12 protein-coding genes are annotated in these 19928 nt (G+C 65.8%); 8 read left to right on the top strand and 4 right to left on the bottom strand.

What is annotated here, in order from left to right:
* Positions 1-15: 15 nt before the first annotated feature.
* From HG262_RS23190 to argA, 3 genes are all read right to left on the bottom strand, one after another.
* Positions 16-1968 carry a phospholipase C, phosphocholine-specific gene (locus HG262_RS23190; RefSeq protein WP_169273260.1) on the bottom strand — a complete coding sequence of 651 codons (1953 nt, stop codon included), beginning with the start codon at positions 1966-1968 and terminating at the stop codon, positions 16-18.
* Between the two features lie 158 nt (positions 1969-2126).
* On the bottom strand, positions 2127-2399 hold the full coding sequence (locus tag HG262_RS23185) for an oxidative damage protection protein (protein ID WP_006218476.1): 273 nt from the start codon (positions 2397-2399) through the stop codon (positions 2127-2129).
* Positions 2400-2504: 105 nt separating this feature from the next.
* Complete coding sequence (gene argA / locus HG262_RS23180; RefSeq protein WP_169273259.1) at positions 2505-3863, bottom strand: amino-acid N-acetyltransferase; 1359 nt, start codon at positions 3861-3863, stop codon at positions 2505-2507.
* 216 nt (positions 3864-4079) lie between these two features.
* Here argA and hrpA point away from each other — a divergent pair, with 216 nt between their 5' ends.
* The 3 genes from hrpA to HG262_RS23165 all read left to right on the top strand — a co-directional run bounded on the left by hrpA (position 4080) and on the right by HG262_RS23165 (position 11531).
* Positions 4080-8033: an ATP-dependent RNA helicase HrpA gene (gene hrpA, locus HG262_RS23175; protein ID WP_211187729.1), complete on the top strand. Its 3954-nt coding sequence runs from the start codon at positions 4080-4082 to the stop codon at positions 8031-8033.
* 460 nt (positions 8034-8493) lie between these two features.
* Positions 8494-10227, top strand: coding sequence for an ABC transporter permease subunit (locus tag HG262_RS23170; protein WP_169273258.1), 1734 nt, complete (start codon positions 8494-8496; stop codon positions 10225-10227).
* Positions 10228-10235: 8 nt separating this feature from the next.
* On the top strand, positions 10236-11531 hold the full coding sequence (locus HG262_RS23165) for an AAA-associated domain-containing protein (RefSeq protein ID WP_169273257.1): 1296 nt from the start codon (positions 10236-10238) through the stop codon (positions 11529-11531).
* A gap of 53 nt (positions 11532-11584) precedes the next feature.
* On the opposite strand, the gene lpxO is transcribed toward HG262_RS23165, so the two are convergent.
* Positions 11585-12484 carry a lipid A hydroxylase LpxO gene (gene lpxO / locus HG262_RS23160; RefSeq protein ID WP_169273256.1) on the bottom strand — a complete coding sequence of 300 codons (900 nt, stop codon included), beginning with the start codon at positions 12482-12484 and terminating at the stop codon, positions 11585-11587.
* A gap of 128 nt (positions 12485-12612) precedes the next feature.
* Here lpxO and dnaE point away from each other — a divergent pair, with 128 nt between their 5' ends.
* From dnaE to HG262_RS23135, 5 genes are read left to right on the top strand one after another with little or no spacing between them, the layout of a single operon-like run.
* Entirely contained in the window at positions 12613-16104 is a 3492-nt protein-coding gene (gene dnaE, locus HG262_RS23155) for a DNA polymerase III subunit alpha (RefSeq protein WP_169273255.1), read from the top strand.
* The gene (locus tag HG262_RS23150) at positions 16104-17204 is read left to right on the top strand and encodes a glycosyltransferase family 4 protein (protein WP_169273254.1); all 1101 of its coding nucleotides are present in this window, start codon (positions 16104-16106) and stop codon (positions 17202-17204) included. The genes dnaE and HG262_RS23150 overlap by 1 nt, the downstream gene beginning before the upstream one ends.
* Positions 17201-18049: a polysaccharide deacetylase family protein gene (locus HG262_RS23145; protein ID WP_169273253.1), complete on the top strand. Its 849-nt coding sequence runs from the start codon at positions 17201-17203 to the stop codon at positions 18047-18049. The genes HG262_RS23150 and HG262_RS23145 overlap by 4 nt, the downstream gene beginning before the upstream one ends.
* Positions 18046-18798: a glycosyltransferase family 2 protein gene (locus HG262_RS23140; RefSeq protein WP_169273252.1), complete on the top strand. Its 753-nt coding sequence runs from the start codon at positions 18046-18048 to the stop codon at positions 18796-18798. The genes HG262_RS23145 and HG262_RS23140 overlap by 4 nt, the downstream gene beginning before the upstream one ends.
* A complete protein-coding gene (locus tag HG262_RS23135; RefSeq protein ID WP_169273251.1) occupies positions 18795-19919 on the top strand; it encodes a glycosyltransferase in 1125 nt (374 codons plus the stop codon). The genes HG262_RS23140 and HG262_RS23135 overlap by 4 nt, the downstream gene beginning before the upstream one ends.
* The last annotated feature ends 9 nt before the right edge of the window (positions 19920-19928 follow it).

The following is a 19928-nucleotide window of genomic DNA, read 5'->3' as shown; positions in this document are numbered from 1 at the left end:
CGCTGCTTGCGCGGACTACAGCGGCAGCTCAGCGCCCTGGCACAGGCGCGGGTCCGGCACGCCGGGCTTGCCGGCGTCGACGCGGCCTGCCAGCCGACGCCCGAACGCCGGCAGCGCGGGGGCGCTGATTTCCAGGTCGTACCAGCCTTCACGGCCGGCATACTTGAGTTCCAGCGCCCCGCCTGCCTGTACGTGCGCCATGGCGCGCCAGCCGTCGCCCATGTGCGACTCCACCTTCACGGGTTGCGGCGTGTCGCTGTGATTGATCAGGCGCAGGCGCAGGCCCGAGGTCACGGGAACGAACTGCGCCTCCAGCACGCCGGCGTCCCGCCCGTCGCCGCGGAATTGACGATGAAACCCGTCCGGCCCCAGCAGCCACAGGTCATAGGCGCCATGCGCGCCCACGCGCCAGCCGTCGTCCAGCCGCGCGCCCTGGCCCACGGTGTAGCGACGGGGGGCATGCGCCAGGTCCAGGCGGTCGTACACATGCAGCACGGCGCCCGCGCTGCCGGAGTTGCGCAAGGTCAGCCGGTAGTGCTCGCCGTCGGCCGTCATGCGGCCCACGGCTTCCAGCGCATAGGGCAACGGGCAGGCATGGCGGTTGCTGTCGGGATGGAGCGGGCCCCAGTCGCCGGCGAAGTCGAACGCCGAAGTCAGGTCGCCGGCCACGGCGCGGCGCCAGGGGCTGATATTGGGTTCGGCCACGCCGAAGCGGGCCTCCAGAAAGCGGATCACCGAGGTGTGGTCGAACACCTGCGAGTTGACCCAGCCGCCGCGGCTCCAGGGCGACACCACCAGCATCGGCACGCGCGGCCCCAGGCCGAAGCCGCGGCCGTGCAGACTGGCGGGATCATCGTTGGACGCGGCGCTGGGGCCGTGGCGGGTGTCGTGGTATTCGCCGTCCAGCTCCACCGTGGACAGTCCGCCCGAGCGGCCGTCGGCATGGCGGGCGGGTGGCGCGGGCGGCGGCATGTGGTCGAAGAAGCAGTCGTTCTCGTCGTAGGTGACCAGGAACACGCAGCGGCTCCAGGTCTCGGGGTTGCGTGTCAGGATGTCCAGTACGCGCTCGGTGTACGCGCCGCCCTGGTGGGGCGACGACACCTCCGGATGTTCGGAGTCGACAGTGGGCGCGATGATCCAGGACACCTGGGGCAGCGTGCCCTCGTCCACGTCGCGGGCCAGGTCATCCAGCGTATAGGTGGACAGGCCACGGTCGCGCAAGGGGGCATCGGCCGCGCCGCTGGCGTGCTGGTGGCGGTACTGCCTGAAGCCGGCCAGCGGGTTGTCGTGGAAGTTGTCCGCCATGTCCTGGTACACGCGCCAGTCCACGCCGGCGGCTTGCAAGCGTTCGGGGTAGGTGGTCCAGGCGTAGCCTTCGTCAGGCGGGCCCAGGCGGTCGAAAGTGTTGACCAGCGCGGGGCCGCCGGCCTGGCCGAGCGGATCGTTGGTACCCGTCCACAGGAATAGCCGGTTGGGATTGGTGCCGGCGTGCACTGAGCAATGGTAGGCGTCGCACACCGTGAAGGCGTTGGCCAGCGCCGTTTGGAAGGGCACGTCGTCGCCGGTGTAGGCGCCCAGGCCCAGGCGGCTCTTGGCGGACAGCCATTGGTCCATGCGGCCGTCATTCCACGCGCGCTGCGCATCGTCCCAGGTGTGCGGCGTGATGTAGCCCACCGGCGTGCCGCTGGCGTACTCCGTTCGCAACGCGTAGGGGCGGCAGCTTGCCTCGCCGTCCGACTGCGTCAGCACGTTGCCGGCCGCCGTGGGCGCCGGATGCGGGTCCGCGAAACCGCGCACACCAGGCATGGTGCCGAAATAATGGTCGAACGACCGGTTCTCCTGCATCAGGACGACGACATGCCGCACGTCGTGAAGCGTGCCGGTCTTGCGGTCTGGGGCAATCGCCAGCGCGCGTGCGATGGACGGCGGGGGATCCGCGGGATGGGGCAAGCGCGATTCTTCTCTCATGACAGCATTAATACGGCCAACAATGTTCGAATCTTAAGCGCAGCAGGCACTGCCGTCTTGAGGATGTGCGAACGGTGCCCGAAAACGCGAAGCCCCTCGCTGGCGAGGGGCTTCGGATGGGGGCGCTGGATGCCTTCTGGCATGGTCAGCGCAGCGGATCAGGCCGAGGGCGGAACGTAGCCGTGCGCTTCCACGGTGCCGTCTTCGAACAGGAAGCGTTCCATCTGTTCTTTCAGGTACTTGCGCGCGCGGGCGTCGGCCAGGTTCAAGCGGTTTTCATTGACCAGGCGGGTCTGGATGGCCTTCCATTCTTCCCAAGCTTCCTTGGAAATGCTCTGCCAGATCTTCGTGCCGAGCTCGCCCGGGTAGGGAGGAAAGTCCAGCCCTTCGGCTTCACGCTTCAATTTCACACAGTTGACGATACGGGACATGGTTCGCTGCCGGAAAGATAGATAACGCCGTATTTTAACGGGCTTGGCGTCCGGAGGGCGCCAAGCCCCTTCGAACCCTGCGGTCAGGGCCCGACGGCCGCGCGGTTATAGCTTCTTGATGAAGACCATGCTGTTGCGCGAACGGTTGTAGTTGTTCTGCTTTTCGCGGGGCAGGTCGGCGACGCCGCCCTGCACGAATCCGCGCTTGATGAACCAGTGCGACGTCCGGGTGGTCAGCACGAACAGGCGCTTGGCGCCGGTGGCCCGCGCGCGGGACTCCATGTGGCGCAGCAGGATTTCGCCTTCGCCGGAGCCTTGCCATTCGGGGTGCACGATCAGGCAGGCCATTTCGGCCATCTGCTCGTCGGCGAACGTGTGCAGGGCGGCGCAGCCGTAGATCACGCCGTCGTGCTCCAGCACCGTGAAGTTCTCCACGTCGCGTTCGATCACGCTGCGCGGGCGCGGCACCAGGGTGCCGTCGGCCTCCAGCGGTTCGATCAGGCTCAGGATGGCGCCCACGTCGTCGATCGTGGCGGCGCGCAGGTCGTCCAGCGTGTCTTCCACCACCATGGTCCCCACGCCGTCGTGGGTGAAGATCTCCAGCAGCACGCTGCCGTCCAGCGCGAACGGCAGCAGGTGGGCGCGCGCCACGCCGCGCTTGACCGCCAGCGACGCGTATTGCAGGAAGGCGTGCGTTTCTTCGTCCAGTTCGCCGCCGGCCAGCAGCGCGTCGGCATCCACGCGGGCCAGTTCGGTGTCCAGCGTGCCATCGTCGTTCAACACGCCTTGCGAGCTGGACAGGAAGATCAGCTTTTCGGCGCGCAGCGCCACGGCGACGCTGGTGGCCAGGTCTTCCATGGCCAGGTTGAAGGCGTCGCCCGTCGGCGAGAAGCCCAGCGGCGACAGCAGCACGACCGACGAGCCTTTCTCGATGGCGAACTTCAGGGCGTCGATGTCGATCTTGCGCACTTGGCCCGTGTGCTTGTAGTCCACGCCGTCCAGCACGCCGGTGGGGCGCGCCGTCACGAAATTGCCGGAAATGACGCGGATGTGCGCGTGCGACATCGGCGTGTTGGGCAACCCCTGGCTGAACGCGGCTTCGATGTCCAGCCGGATTTCGCCGGCGGCTTCCTTGGCGCATTCCAGCGCGGCGGCGTCGGTGGGGGACAAACCGCGGTCGAACTGCTGCGTGAAACCCTTCAAGCGCAGTTGTTCATTGACCTGCGGGCGCGAACCGTGCACCAGCACCAGCCGGATGCCCAGCGACGACAGCAAGGACAAGTCCTGCACCAGCGTGTTCAGCGCGCCGGCCTGCACCAGCTCGCCACCGAACGCCACCACGAAAGTCTTGCCTCGGAACGCATGCACATAAGGGGCCACGTCTCGAAACCATCGGACGAACTGGGCGGGTGCGAATTCTGGGGCTTCGAGGGCGGAGACGGTGTCTGGTTCCAGGTCGGGCATGATGGGCGGAGGGATTCCTGAGAGTCGGTAAAAGCGCGGCGCTTTGCCGCGCCCTGGCGCCGTCCGGTGACGGCGTGGCGAAATTATATGACCCTCGGGGGCGGGCGCAGGCGGAAATCAGCGCTTATTTCATACCCGGTTTCAATGCCGCCGGACCGGCCTGCGGGCAGGAATGCCATAGAAATTTATAATGCCCGGCTAACCGGACTATCGTACATGCCTGAATCCTCCCGCCCGCGGGCGCCCAAGACGGCTTCCCCGGAGGCTCCTGCCGCCGCGGCCGGCGCCGCCCGCGTGGCCGACGCCCCCCGGGTGGCCAAAAAGACGCCGCGTCCCGAGCGTCCCATCCCTGCCGTGACCTACCCCGAAGACCTGCCCGTCAGCACGCGGCGGCAGGAGATCGCACGTGCGATCGCCGGCCACCAGGTCGTGATCGTCAGCGGGGAAACCGGCTCGGGCAAGACCACCCAACTGCCCAAGATCTGCCTGGAACTGGGCCGCGGCCGCCAGAAGATGATCGGCCATACCCAGCCGCGCCGCCTGGCGGCGACCTCGGTGGCCAAGCGCATCGCCGAAGAACTGAACACGCCAATGGGCGAAGTCGTGGGCTATCAGGTGCGGTTCAACGACCGCACCGGCCCCAACGCGTCCATCAAGTTGATGACGGACGGCATCCTGCTGGCCGAATCGCAGCGTGATCCGCTCTTGCGCCGCTACGACACCATCATCATCGACGAGGCGCACGAACGCAGCCTGAACATCGATTTCCTGCTGGGCTACCTGAAGCAGCTGCTGCCGCGGCGCCCGGACCTGAAGCTGATCATCACGTCGGCCACGATCGACGCCGAGCGCTTTGCCAAGCACTTTGCCGCGTCCGAAGACAAACCCGCGCCCGTCATCGAAGTGTCGGGCCGGCTGTACCCGGTCGAAGTCCGCTATCGGCCTGTCCGCGAGGAACTGGCCGAGGACGCCGCCACGCCGGCCGCCAAGCCGGGACGCGACCGCGAGCGCATGTCGGGCGACGAGGAGCGCGATCTGATCGACGCCATCGTGGATGCCGTGGACGAGTGCGCCCGCCACGGCCCGGGCGACGTGCTGGTGTTCCTGCCCGGCGAGCGCGAAATCCGCGAATCCGCCGAGGCCCTGCGCAAGCGCCATCCTGCCGGCACCGAGGTGCTGCCGCTGTACGCGCGCCTGTCTCAGGCCGAGCAAGAGCAGATCTTCCATCCGCGCACCAATGCGCGGCGCATCGTGCTGGCCACCAACGTGGCGGAAACCTCGCTGACCGTGCCTGGTATCCGCTTCGTGGTCGATAGCGGGCTGGCGCGCATCAAGCGCTATTCCTGGCGCAACAAGGTCGAACAGCTGCGGATCGAGCCGATCAGCCGCGCGTCGGCCAACCAGCGCGCCGGCCGTTGCGGCCGCGTGGGCCCGGGCCTGTGCATCCGCCTCTACGACGAACTGGACTTCAACAACCGCGCGGCCTTCACTGATCCCGAAGTGCTGCGTTCGTCGCTGGCGTCCGTCATCCTGCGGATGAAGTCGCTGAAGCTGGACGATATCGAGCAGTTCCCGTTCGTCGAAGCGCCGCCCGGGCGCGCCGTGGCCGACGGCTACCATCTGCTGCAGGAATTGGGCGCGATCGAACTCGCGTCCGCATCGGACGACGATGCCGAGGCCACCCGGACCGGCGCGTCGTTCGTGTTGACCGAGACGGGGCACGAACTGGCCAAGTTGCCGGTGGACCCGCGCATCGGCCGCATGATCCTGGCTGCGCGCGAACACCAGTGTCTGGCCGAAATGCTGATCATCGCGTCGGCGCTGTCGGTGCAGGATGCGCGCGACCGCCCCATGCAAGAGCGCGAGGCCGCCGAGGCGGCACACGCGAAGTTCGCCGACGACAAATCGGAATTCATTTCCTTCCTGAAACTGTGGCGCTGGTATGGCGAGCAGGTGCAGCACAAGGCCTCCCAGCGCAAGCTGGTGAACCTGCTGCGGCAGAATTTCCTGTCGCCGATCCGGCTGCGCGAATGGCACGACGTTCATACGCAGCTGGCGGCGCTGGTGGGCGAGCAGGGCTGGCGGGTCAACCAGGCGGAAGCCACGTACGAACAGCTGCATCTGGCGCTCTTGTCCGGCCTGTTGGGCAATATCGGCTTCAAGAGCGACGAGGGCGGCCACTATCAGGGCGCCCGCGAGATCCGTTTCCACATCCATCCGGGATCGCGCCTGGTGAAGAAGGCGGGGCGCTGGATCATGGCGGCCGAACTGGTCGAGACCACGCGCCTTTACGCGCGCTGCGTGGCGCGCATCGATCCGGTGTGGCTGGAAAAGGTGGGCGCCCACCTGATCCGCAAGAACTGGTCGGACCCGCGCTGGGAAAAGAAGGCTGGACAGGTCGTGGCCAACGAGCGGGCCACGCTGTACGGGCTGACCATCTACACGGGCCGCCGCATCCATTACGGCCGCGTGAACCCGACCCATGCGCGCGAATTGTTCATCCGCCAGGCGCTGGTGCCCGGTGAGATCGATACGCGGCTGCCCTTCGCGGCACACAACCGCAAGCTGATCGCCGGCATCGAAAAGCTGGAGCATCAGACGCGCCGCCCGGACATCCTGGTGGACGACGAGCTGATCTTCGCTTTCTACGAGCGCCAGTTGCCGGCCGATATCTCGCAGACGGCGTCGCTTGAAAAATGGGTGTCCGGCCTGGACAAGGCGGCGGCCGCCAAGCTGATGCTGACCCGCGACGAACTGATGCGGCACGAAGCCGCCGGCGTCACGACCGATGTCTTCCCCAAGAAGGTGGAATGGCAAGGCGTGTCCATGGCGTTGGACTACCACTTCGAACCCGGTTCGCCGCGGGACGGCGTGACGCTGTCGGTGCCGTTGTTCGCGCTGAACCAGATCGATCCCGAGCGTTGCGAATGGCTGGTGCCGGGCATGCTGAAGGAAAAGGTGCACCTGCTGTTGAAGTCGCTGCCGCAAAAGCTGCGCCGCCATTGCGTGCCGCTGCCCGACTACGCGGCGGGTTTCTACGAGCGCTGGTTCGAGCGGCAGGCCGATCCGCGGCAGGGCCTGGTGGACGCCATCATCGCCGACATGTGGGATCAGGTGCAGGTGCGCCCGGCCGTGGGTGACTTCAAGCTTGAAACCTTGCCCGCCCATCTGTTCATGAATTTCCGCGTGGTCGACGAGCACGGCCGCATGCTGGCCGCGGGACGCAATCTGGCCCAGTTGCGGGCGGAATTCGGCAAGCAGGCGCAAGCCACCTTCCAGCAGCTGGCGGCCAGTGATACGCAGGTGGCCCAGGCGCTGGCGCATGAAAACCTGACGACCTGGTCGTTCGGTCCGCTGCCGGAAATCATGGAGATCAAGCGGCGTGGCCAGTCCGTCATCGGCTATCCGGCGCTGGTGGACCGGGGGGCGCATTGCGACCTGGACGTGTTCGACGACCCCGACGAGGCGCGCAAGCACCACCGCGCGGGCTTGTTGAAACTGTTCCGGCTGGGGCTGCGCGAGCAGGTCAAGTTCCTGGAAAAGAACTTGGCCGACCTGACCAAGATCAGCATGCTGTACATGACGCTGGGCACGCAGGAAGAACTGCGCGACCAGATCATCGATTGCGCGCTGGGGCAGGCATGCCTGGCCGAGCCGTGGCCGGTGAACGAGCAGCAGTTCGATGCGCGCCGCACAGAAGGCAAGGGCCGGCTGGGCCTGCTTGCGCAGGAGGTGGCCAGGCTGGCGGGCGCGGTGCTGACGGAGTACGCGGCACTGCAGCGCAAGCTGCCGCAAGCGAAGCCGCATGCAGCCGCCTACGCCGACCTGCAGCAGCAGATTGGCGCACTGATGCCGAAGATGTTCATCCGCGACACGCCTTATTCGCAACTTTCGCACTATCCGCGATACCTGAAGGCGGCAGTGGCCCGCATCGACAAGTTGCGGGCGGACCCGGGACGTGACGCAAAGCTGGTCGCGGAAATGGCACCGCTGGTGACGCAGTATCAGCGCGCGAGGGCAGCGCTGAAGGGCGCGCCCGATCCGCGGCTGGACGAGTTCCGGTGGTTGCTTGAGGAACTGCGCGTGGCACTGTTCGCGCAGGAACTTCGGACGCCGATGCCGGTGTCGGTCAAGCGGTTGATGAAGAGTTGGGAGTCGTTGAAGCGTTGACGCTGGGAGGGCGTTTCGTGCTGCTTGTTTCGTGTATGGCGCGTCGTTCTTCGTAGGTCGCTGGTCGGCGGGTCGGCCTGACTGCGCGCGCCCACGATTGCGGTCCGGAGCCTTCGCTCCGGACTGCCCCGTCGTCATCTTCGTCCTCGCCTTCGGCGACTCCTTCAGATTCCCTCGGGCGCATCAAGGTTGCGCGCAGTCAGGCCGACCCACCGACCAACGGCCGCCGTCTCGGCTTGGCGCGCCCCTAGGTCCAGGATCCTTCACGAGTTTTACGCTGCCCGCCGATTGCGGCCGCGCGGCCGGCCGGGGGCGGGCGTCTCAAGAACCCGCCTCTCAAAGCGTAACGCCCAAAACCCCAAGCCCAAAAAATCCGGCAAAAACCCTAATTCAGACCGCCGTCATCTCGTTATGCTCCAATTCGCTGGCCTCTCCCCTTGCGCCCTGGAACATCTCCGATATGTTCGAGTTATTCAGCCCCCGGACCCGCTCGAAAACGGGCTCTCGCTCTACCCCTAACCGCTGGGACTGGGCGCTATTGCCGCTGGTGCTGGGCATCCTGGCCTTGATGGCCTACGGCGCGTCCCAGATGAACCGGCCGTTCGCGTTGGGCGAGGAACTGCCGATATCGCTGGATCCGGCATACCTGCCGTATTACCTCCTGCGCACCATCCTCCGGATGTTCACGGCGCTGGGCTTTTCCCTGCTGTTCAGCTTCGTCTTCGCCGCCATCGCCGCCAAGTACCGGACGGCCGAAAAAGCGATGATCCCGATGCTGGACATCCTGCAGTCCGTCCCGATCCTGGGCTTCCAGGCCATCGCCATCGCGCCGTTCATCGCGCTGTTTCCGGGCAACCTGCTGGGCGTCGAATGCGCGGCGATCTTCGCGATCTTCACGTCGCAGGCCTGGAACATGGCGTTCAGCCTGTATCAGTCCATGCGCACCGTCCCGGCCGAGTTGAATGAAGCCGCCCGGATCTTCCGGCTGTCGGGCTGGCAGCGGTTCTGGCGGCTGGAATTGCCCTATGCCACGCCGGGGCTGCTCTGGAACATGATGATGTCCATGTCGGGCGGCTGGTTCTTCCTGGTGGCCGCCGAAGCCATTTCGGTGGCCGGGCAAGACATCAAGCTGCCCGGCATCGGGTCTTACATCGCGGTGGCGATCCAGGCCGAGGACGGCCGCGCCATCGCCTGGGCCATCGGCGCCATGATGGCGGGCATCTTGCTCTACGACCAGCTCTTCTTCCGGCCGCTGCTGGCCTGGGCCGATAAGTTCCGGTTCGAAGAGTCGCAGGGCGATGCCGCGCAGCAGTCATGGCTGCTGGACTGGACGCGGCGCAGCCGCTGGGTGCAGGCGGTGGCGAATGCGTTCTGGGCATGCATGCGGCGTGCGCTGGGATGGTTCAGCGTGCCGTATGACGGCACCTCCATCCGGGCGCGGGTAAAGGCGCCCGACCCGCGCTGGACCCGGGTCTGGGACGCCTTGCTGGCGGCCGCGGCTCTGCTGGCCACCTACAAGCTGGTGGTATTCGTCCACCAGGACGTGGGCTGGGGCGAAGTGCTGCATGTGCTGGGCCTGGGCGGCATCACGATGGTCCGCGTCATGCTGCTGATCGCGCTGGCATCAGTCGTCTGGGTGCCGGTCGCCGTGTGGATAGGACTGCGTCCCCGGTATTCGCAGCGGGTGCAGGCGGTTGCGCAATTCCTTGCGGCGTTCCCCGTCAATCTGCTGTTTCCCGCCGTGGTCTATGTCATGGTGGCTTGGCAGTTGAACCCCAATGTCTGGCTCAGCCCGCTGATCATCTTCGGTACTCAGTGGTACATCCTTTTCAACGTCGTGGCCGGCGCGTCCACCCTTCCCAACGAATTGCGGCTGGCGGCCGACAACCTGGGGCTGAAAGGGTGGCTGCGCTGGCGCCGGGTCTATCTGCCCGCCGTCTTCCCCAGCTTCATCACCGGCGCCATCACCGCCAGCGGCGGGTCGTGGAACGCCAGCATCGTGGCCGAGTACGTGTCGTGGGGCAAGACCTCGCTGGTCGCCGACGGCCTGGGCAGCTACATCAAGCACATGACCGAGCTGGGGGATTTCCACCGCATCGCGCTCGGCATCGGCGTGATGTGCGTATTCGTGATGCTGTTGAACCGATTTTTCTGGCGCAAGCTGTATCTGCTGGCCGAAGATCGCGGCCGCTAGGAGTTGTCATGAACCCCAACGTCTTGATCGACCTGCACGACGTCGGCAAATCTTTCCGCGCGGCCGACGGCACCGCCAGGCATGTGCTGGAGCACGTGGATTTCACGCTGAAAGAAGGTGAAATCGTGGCCCTGCTGGGGAAATCCGGCTCGGGCAAATCCACCTTGCTGCGCATCATGGCCGGCCTGGTCAATGCCGACCAGGGCACGGTCACCTACCGCGGCCAGCCGGTCTACGGGCCGGCGGCGGGCATCGCGATGGTGTTCCAGTCGTTTGCCCTGTTCCCGTGGCTGACCGCCCAGCAGAATGTCGAACTGGGCCTGGAAGCCCAGGGCGTGCCGGCCGCCGAGCGCGCCAAGCGGGCCGACGCCGTGCTGGACCTGATCGGCCTGGGCAGCTTCGGCGGCGCCTTGCCGCGCGAATTGTCAGGGGGGATGCGCCAGCGGGTAGGCATTGCGCGCGCGCTGGTCATGAACCCCGACGTGCTGCTGATGGACGAGGCGTTCTCGGCGCTGGACGTCCTGACCGGCGAGACCTTGCGCGACGACATGCTGGAGCTCTGGGACGAAAGCCGCATCTCGACCAAGGGCATCCTGATCGTGTCGCACAACATCGAAGAAGCCGTGATGATGGCCGACCGCATCATCGTGTTCGATAGCGACCCTGGCCGCGTGCGCAGCCAGGTGCTGATCGGCTTGCCGCGCCCGCGTGACGCGGACTCCCCCCAAGTGCGCGCGTTGATCGACGAGGTCTACGCCTTGATGACCACGCGTCCAGCGCATGGCGTGCCCACGCCGCGTCAGCAAGGGCTGGGCTACCGGTTTCCGCAGACCGAAGTCGAACGCATGGAAGGCGTGCTGGACGTGCTGGCCGAGGCGCCGTTCAACGGCCGCGCAGACCTGCCCAAGCTGGCTGAAGAGGCCGAGATCTCCGACGACGACCTGCTGCCGGCCTGCGAAGCGCTGGGCCTGTTTGGCCTGGCCCGGCTTGACCGCGGCGACATCTTCCTGACGCCGCTGGGCCAGCGCTACGTACAGGCCGAGCAAGGGCAGAAGCAAGCCATCTTCGGACGCCAACTGCTGGCGCACGTGCCGCTGGCCGCGCACATCCGCCACAGCCTGGAGCAAGAGCCCTCGGGTGCCTTGCCCGAAAAGGACTTCCTGGATTCGCTGGAGGAATTCCTCAAGCCCGACGAGGCCGAGCGGGTGCTGAAGATCGCGGTGGAATGGGGCCGGTACGGCGAGATCTACGGCTATGACTACCACACGGGGCTGTTGACGCTGCCAGTGCGCGAAGCGGCTTGAGCCTCGGGCGGCGGGGCTCCGGGGCCCGAGCCGCCCCGGGGGCGCCCGCCGGATTACAGGGCGATAAAGCCGATGATGACCAAGGCGATCAAGGCGTACTTGGTGGCCTTGTAGGCGGTCCGGTTCCAGGTCTTGAAAGCCTTGCGCTTCTGGTCGATGACCCAGTGCGCGTGCGTCAGCTTGTTGATGGCGCCGGTCTGGTCGCCGCCGTCGTTGGGCGAGCTGGCGGCCGACATGACCACCCGGCCGAACCAGCGGTTGAACGCCTCGGCCCAGCCCCACTTCAGCGGACGCTCCACGTCGCAGAACAGGATGATCCGGTTGTGGTCGGTGTGGTTGTACGCCTCGTGCACATAGGTTTCGTCGAAGACGACGCTTTCGCCGTCGCGCCAGCTGTAGGATTCGCCGTCGACGATGATGTGGCAGCGGTCGTCGTTAGGCGTCACCAGGCCCAGGTGATAGCGCAGCGAACCGGCGAACGGGTCGCGGTGCGGATTCAATTGGCCGCCGGGAGGCAGTTCGGCGAACATCGCGGCCTTGACCTTGGGCAGGGTCTTCAGGATGGCGACGGTTTTGGGGCACAGTTCCTCAGCCGAGGGGTGGCGGGCGTCATACCACTTCAGGTAGAAGCGCTTCCAGCCGTACTTGAAGAAGGAATTGAAGCCGATGTCGTTGTGGTCGTCGGCTGCCTTGATGCGCCGCAACTCGGCCATCTGCACGGCTTCTTCGCGGATGGTCTCCCAATTATCGTCCAGCACCTTGAGTTCGGCGATTTCGCTCGTCGTCAGGTAGGGGGTGGACGGCACGCGGGACGCCAACACCATGAACGCGTTGATCGGGGCCAGGAGCACCGAGTGGTCCAACATCTGCCGGCCCAGCGGCAGTCGAACTCGGCCTCGGAAGTGCGCAAACAGGATGGCGGCCAGCCAGATCCCGGGTATTAACCATTTCATACGTAATCGTTGTCCTGCGACAGTTGGGTCATGTCTACCTGGTATTGTTACACAAGGTCCGTGGCGCCCCCTTTGCACAATCTCGGACGCATCGGCTTGGACCGGGATCACTAGGTACAATTCCCGCTATGTCCGAAGCCGTAACAACCCCGACCCCTTTTGTGCATCTTCGCGTCCACTCCGAGTTTTCGGTGGTGGATGGCATCGTGCGCATCTCCGACCTCATTAAACGCGTCGCCAAGCTGGGCCAGCCAGCCGTGGCGTTGACCGATCTGTCGAACCTTTTCGGCCTGATCAAATTCTATAAGGGCGCGCGCGGCGCGGGGGTAAAGCCCATCGCCGGCTGCGATGTCTGGCTGACCAACGACGACGAACCGGCCAAGCCGTTCCGCCTGCTGTTGCTCGTACGCAACCATCAGGGCTACCTGAACCTGTGCGAATTGCTGTCCAAGGCTTTCCTGACGAACCAGGGCAAGGGCAGGGCGGAAATCCGCCGCGAATGGCTGCAAGGCCAGCAGGGCCTGATCGCGCTATCCGGGGGACGGATGGGCGATGTGGGGCAGGCGCTGGACGCCGGCAACGCCGTGTCCGCGCTGGCGCTGGCCCGGCAATGGGCGCATTTGTTCCCCGGCAGCTATTACATCGAATTGCAGCGCGCCGGCATGGACGGCGACGAAGCCTATACGCAGGCGGCCATGCGGCTGGCGGGTGAAGCCGGCCTGCCGGTGGTGGCCACGCACCCGGTGCAGTTCCTGGACGAATACGAGTTCCAGGCCCACGAGGCCCGCGTCTGCATCGCCGAAGGCGAAATCCTGGCGAACCCGCGCCGCGTGCGCCGCTTCACCAAGGAACAGTACCTGCTCAGCTCCGAGGAAATGGCCCGGCGTTTCGCTGACGTGCCCTCGGCCCTGGCCAACACGGTCGAAATCGCCAAGCGCTGCAACCTGAGCCTGGTGCTTGGCAAGCCGCGCCTGCCTAATTTCCCGACGCCCGATGGCGTGACGCTGGACGATTACCTGGTCCAGCTGTCGGAAGAGGGCCTGGAAAAGCGCATGGCGTTCCTGTTCCCCGACGAGGCGGAACGCGAGTCCAAGCGCGAGCAATACTACGAACGCCTGCGCTGGGAATGCAAGACCATCATCCAGATGGGCTTCCCGGGCTACTTCCTGATCGTGCAGGACTTCATCAACTGGGGCAAGAACAACGGGGTGCCGGTGGGGCCGGGGCGGGGGTCGGGCGCGGGCTCGCTTGTGGCCTACGCATTGGGGATCACCGACCTGGACCCGATCCGCTATGACTTGCTGTTCGAGCGGTTCCTGAACCCCGAGCGGGTCTCCATGCCCGACTTCGATATCGACTTCTGCCAGGACAACCGCGAACGGGTCATCGACTACGTCAAGGAAAAGTACGGCCGCGCCGCCGTGAGCCAGATCGCCACCTTCGGTACGCTGGGCGCCAAGGCCGTGGTCCGCGACGCTGGCCGCGTGCTGGACATGCCCTACATGTTCTGTGACGGCCTGTCCAAGCTGATCCCGTTCAACCCGATGGATCCCTGGACGCTGGAACGCACCCTGAAGGACGAACCCGCCTTCAAGGACCGCTATGAGCAGGAAGAGGAGGTGCGCGCGCTCGTCGATCTGGCCAAGCCGCTGGAAGGCCTGACCCGGAACATCGGCATGCACGCCGGCGGTGTGCTTATCGCGCCCGGCAAGCTCACCGACTTCTGCCCGCTGTATTGCCAGCCGGGCCAGGAGAACAGCGCGGTCTCGCAGTTCGACAAGGACGACGTCGAAGCCGCCGGCCTCGTGAAGTTCGACTTCCTGGGCTTGCGCAACCTGACGATCCTGGATTGGGCCGTGCGCTACGTGCGCCAGTTCAACGAGGACAAGCGCGACTTCGACGTCATGGCGCTGGAACTCGACGATCCCGCCGCCTATAAGATCCTGTGCGACGCCAACACCACCGCCGTGTTCCAGCTGGAATCCCGCGGCATGAAGGAACTGCTGAAAAAGCTGCGGCCCAACACCTTCGAAGACATCATCGCCATGCTGGCCCTGTACCGGCCGGGGCCGCTGGAATCGGGCATGGTGGATGACTTCGTCAACCGCAAGCACGGCCGCGCCGCGGTGGACTACTTCCACAACGACCTGGAAGGCACCCTGAAGAGCACCTACGGGGTCATCGTCTACCAGGAACAGGTGATGCTGATTTCGCAGATCATCGGGGGCTACTCGTTGGGCGGCGCCGACCTGCTGCGCCGCGCCATGGGCAAGAAAAAGCCCGAGGAAATGGCCAAGCACCGGGAACTGTTCGAGCAAGGCGCCAAGGAAAAGGGCCATGACCCCGACTTGGCGGTCAAGCTGTTCGACCTGATGGAGAAGTTCGCGGGCTACGGCTTCAACAAGTCGCACTCGGCTGCCTACGCGCTGATCTCCTACCAGACCGCTTGGCTCAAGGCCTATCACCCAACGGAATTCCTGGCCGCCACCATGTCGTCCGATATGGACGACACGGACAAGGTTCAGATCTTCTGCCGCGACGCCCAGGACAACGGCGTCGAGGTATTGCCGCCCGACGTGAATTTCTCGGGCTACCGTTTCGAACCGGTCGCCGACAAGCACACCGAAAAGGGCAAGCCGCCGCGCACCATGCGCTACGGCCTGGGCGCGGTCAAGGGCACCGGCCAGGGCGCCGTCGAAGACATCCTGCGCGCGCGCAAGGAAGGCGGGCCGTTCCTGAACCTGTTCGACTTCTGCCGCCGCGTCGGCAAGCAAGCCGTCAACCGCCGCACCATCGAGGCCCTGATCAAGGCCGGCGCGTTCGACACCATCGAGCCGAACCGCGCCGCGATGCTGGCCTCCGTGCCTACGGCCATGGAAGCCGCCGAGCAGGCGGCGCGCAGCGCCAACCAGGCTTCGCTGTTCGGCGACGACAGCGGCGATGTGGTCGCGGGCGAACTGGCCAAGGTCGCACCCTGGGACCTGCACAAGAAGCTGACGGAAGAGAAATCCGCGCTGGGCTACTACTACAGTGGCCACCTGTTCGACGCCTGGCGCGACGAAGTGCGTCGCATCGTGCCGATGCAGCTGGCCCGCGTGGAGCCGCAGCGCGACCTGCAATGGATGTGCGGCGTGCTGGCCAGCGTGCGCGTCATGATGACCCGCCGTGGCAAGATGGTGTTCGCCGTGCTGGACGACGGCACCGCGCAGGTGGAGATCTCGGTGTTCAACGAACTCTACGAGAAGCACCGCAACCGCTTGCGCGAAGACCAGTTGGTCATTGTCCAGGGCAAGGTCAGCAATGACGACTACTCCGGCGGCATGCGCATCGTGGCCGACCAGTTATACGACCTGCAATTGGCCCGCGAAGCGCGCGCCAAGTCCCTGCGGGTCAAGCTCAACGGGGCGGCCGACGCGGCACGCCTGCGCCAGATGTTGAACCCGTTCCGCGCCGAGCCCGAAAACGGCATTCCCGGCGTGCCGATCGATATTGTCTACACCAAGAACAATTTCCTGTGCACGGTCCGGCTGGGCGAGGAGTGGCGGGTCCGCATGGCAGACACGCTGCTCGAAAACCTGAACGCCTGGACCAAGCCCCACGGAGTAGAGGTCACCTATTGATGCAAAAGCTGCGTATCGTGCATTCGGAAGCCGCCACCAGTTTTGGCGGCCAGGAAGGGCGGATCTTCAAGGAAATGACGGCCATGCGCGCACGCGGCCATCATGTCGAAGCCATCTGCCAGCCCAAGGCCTTGCTGGTCGATCGTTTGTCCGATGCCGGCTTCACCGTCCATAAGGTCGCGATGGACGGGGCGATGAACTACCTGAAGGGCGTGGCCGCCGTGCGCCGCATCTTGAAGGATGGGCGCTTTGACGTGCTCAACACCCACAGCCGGCGCGATACGGTCATTGCGGCGCTCAGCGCCAGATTGGCGGGCACCCCGTTGATCGTGCGGACCCGGCACCTGTCCAATAAAGTGGGATCAATGTGGTCCTACACCTGTCTGCCGCACAGGGTCACGACGGTCAGTGATCATGTGCGCAATTACCTGATCGAACGCGGCGTGCCCCCCAACAAGGTGGCCACCGTCTACTCGCCCATCGTGCTGCCGCCGCCTGTCGAACACTCGACGCTGCGCGACGAGCTCGGCCTGGCCGACGACGACATCATCGTGGGTTGCGTGGCCGTCATGCGCGCCACCAAAGGCCACAAGGACTTGATCGACGCGATCGCGCCCCTGATGGCAAGCCGGCCCAAGCTGCACCTGGTGTTCGTCGGGGGCGGTTCGCCGGTCTTTGAACAGACCCAGGACTACATCGCGCAACTCGGCCTGCAAGACCGCATCCATCTGATGGGCATGCGGCGCGACGTGCCTAACCTGCTGGCCGGGTTCGACCTGTTCGCCCTGGCCACGCAGCAGGAAGCGTCCGGCACCGTCTACGTCGAAGCCCAGGCCAGCGGCCTGCCGGTGATCGGCACCGACGTGGGCGGCGTGTCCGAGATGTTCCGCGACGGCGATACCGGCATCCTGGTGCCGCCGAAGAATCCCCAAGCGCTGGCCGACGCCTTGCAGCGCCTGATCGACGACCCGGCCCTGCGTCGGCGCATGGGCGAGGCCGGTCGCAAGATGGTCTGGGAAGAAGCGGTGTTTTCGCCCGCCCGCCTGGCCGAAACCACTGAAGCCGTCTACTTCAAATGGCTGGCGGAGCGCGCCGCATGAACGCGCCCAACGTCCCCGTGCTGATGTACCACCATGTCACCCCCGCGGGCGGCATGATCGCGGCCACGCCGGACGTGTTCGACGCTCAGATCTCGCGCCTGGCGCGGGCGGGCTACCAGTCGCTGTCCGCCAGCCAGTTCGCCGCGTATCTGGCGGGCGGCCCGGCGCCCGAACGGTCGGTGCTGATCACCTTCGACGACGGCTATCTGAACAACTGGGTGCACGCGCACCCGGTGTTGGCGCGTTACGGCATGCGCGCCGTGCTGTTCACCATTACGGGCTGGATCGGCGATGGCCCCGTGCGGCCGCATGCGGGGCAGGGTGGTCCGCTGCCGGCCACGCCCGACCACGACGCCTGCAAGCAATTGGTGGCGGCGGGCCGCGCCGACGAGGCCATGCTGCGCTGGAGCGAAATCGAAGCCATGCAGGCCGCGGGCACCTTCGAATTCCATTCCCACACGCATACGCACACCCGCTGGGACAAGGTCTGCGGCGCCGACGTGGACGCCAAGCGCGACCACATCGCACAAGAACTGCACGACTCCCGCGAGACGTTCCTGCGCCGCCTGGGAGCCGTCAGCGACCATCTCTGTTGGCCGCAAGGCTATTTCGATGCGGATTACGTGGCCGCCGCCAGGCAAGCGGGCTTCGCGCACTTGTACACTACCGACCCTTTCGGACAGAACACCCCCGGCGCCGACCCCGGACACATCTTTCGTTTCGCGGTGCGCAATCAGGGCGGAACCTGGCTGAACCGGCGCATCTGGCTGTCGCGCGACCCCTTCTGGGGGCCTCGCTACCACGCCTGGAAAGCCTGGAAAAAGCGTCTTAGGAATCGCGGATGAAGCTATCAGTCATCATCATCACCAAGAACGAAGCGGCGAACATTGCCGCCTGCCTCAAGTCCGTGGCTTTCGCCGACGAATTCATCGTGGTGGATTCGGGCAGCACCGACGGCACCGTTGAACTCGCGCAGGCGCTGGGCGCACGCGTGGAAATCACGCCCGACTGGCCCGGCTTTGGCCCCCAGAAGAACCGTGCGCTGGACCTGGCGACGGGCGACTGGGTGTTGTCCATCGACGCCGACGAGCGCGTCACGCCCGAATTGGCCCGCGAAATCCAGGAGACGCTGGCGAATCCGCGCGCCGACGCCTACGAGATCGCCCGCCTGTCGAATTTCTGCGGCAAGGACATCCGGCATAGCGGCTGGTGGCCCGATTACGTGCTGCGCCTGTTCAAGCGCGGCACGGCACGCTTCACCGACGCCGCCGTGCATGAGCGCGTCGTGCCGGCCAGCGGCCAGCCCCTGAAACTGCAGGGCTACTTCAATCATTATCCGTACGACAACCTGGACGCCCTGATCAACAAGGTCAACCGCTATTCGTCCGACGCGGCGGCGATGATGTATGGGAAGGGGCGCCGTACGTCGATTTTCGGTGCGCTGGGCCATGGCTTCTGGACCTTCGTGCGCATCTATCTGATCCGGCGCGGCTTCCTGGACGGCAAGCACGGCCTGGTGTTGGCGGTGACGGCGGCGGCGGGCAGTTTCTTCCGCTATTCCAAGCTGATGTTCCTGGCCGAGAAGCAGAAGTGAAGATCCTGTACACGAACTTCCACGCCGGCAACGGCGGGGGGCACGTCACCTACATCATCAACCTGGCGAAGGCCCTGGCGCGCGACCACGAGATTACCGTGGCGGCGCCGGCCACCAGCCGGTTGTATCGCTACGCCCGCGCCATCCCTGGCGTCACCGTGGTCGATATGCAGTACACGACGCGCCCGTCCTCCTGGTTCAAAGACCGCGCGCGACTGCGCCGCCTGATCAAGGCAGGGGGCTTTGACATCATCCACGTCAACGGCTCGGCCGACCACAAGCAGGTGATGCTGGCCACGCTGGGCATGGCCCGCCGCCCGCGTATCGTGTTCACCAAGCACAACGACCATCCGCTCTCCAGCTTTGGCCACAAGCTGCGCGTCGCCCTGGCGACCGACCACGGCATCGCCGTCAGCGACTACGTGCATGGCCTGATGCAGCGTTCGCCCTACAGCAAGCGCCCCATCACCACCATCCGGCACGGCATCGATACGAATTTCTTCGCACCGCCTCCGCCCGAAAGCCTGGACAAACTGCGCGCGCTGATCTTCGGCCCGGCGTGGGAAGGCAAGCTGCTGCTGGGCAGCGCGGGCGGTACCGACTACGACAAGGGCTGGCTGGACCTGGTGGCTGCCGTGGCGGCTTTGCCCCCGGCCGACAAGGCGCGCGTGCTGCTGATGGTGGCGGGCGATCCGCCGTCCGAAGCCAAGCTGGCCCGCGTGCGCGAACTGGGCATGATCGACCAGGTGCGGTTTCCCGGCCTGCTCGACGATGTGCGCGCGGCGCTGGCGTCATGCCATGCGGGCTTCGTGCTGTCTTATCGCGAAGCGCTGTCCTTCGCGTGCCGCGAAATCATGGGCCTGGGGCTGCCCGCGCTGGTGACCGACGCGGGCGGGTTGCCCGAGAACGTGACCGACGGCGTGGACGGCTGGATCGTGCCGGTGCGTGACGTGCCCGCCATGACGGCCAGGCTGCGATTCATGCTGGACCACCCGGACACGGTGCGCGCCATGGGCGTCCGCGCCCGCGAAACCAGTCTGCGGGACTTCAATCTCGACCGTTTCGCCGCCGCCACAGTCGACGTCTACCAGCGTACGCGGGATGGACGCCGGGCCCTATAATCCGGTCCT

The organism is Achromobacter sp. Bel, assembly GCF_012928505.1.
Taxonomy (GTDB): Bacteria; Pseudomonadota; Gammaproteobacteria; order Burkholderiales; family Burkholderiaceae_B; genus Achromobacter.
This window is presented reverse-complemented; position numbering and strand designations above follow the sequence as displayed.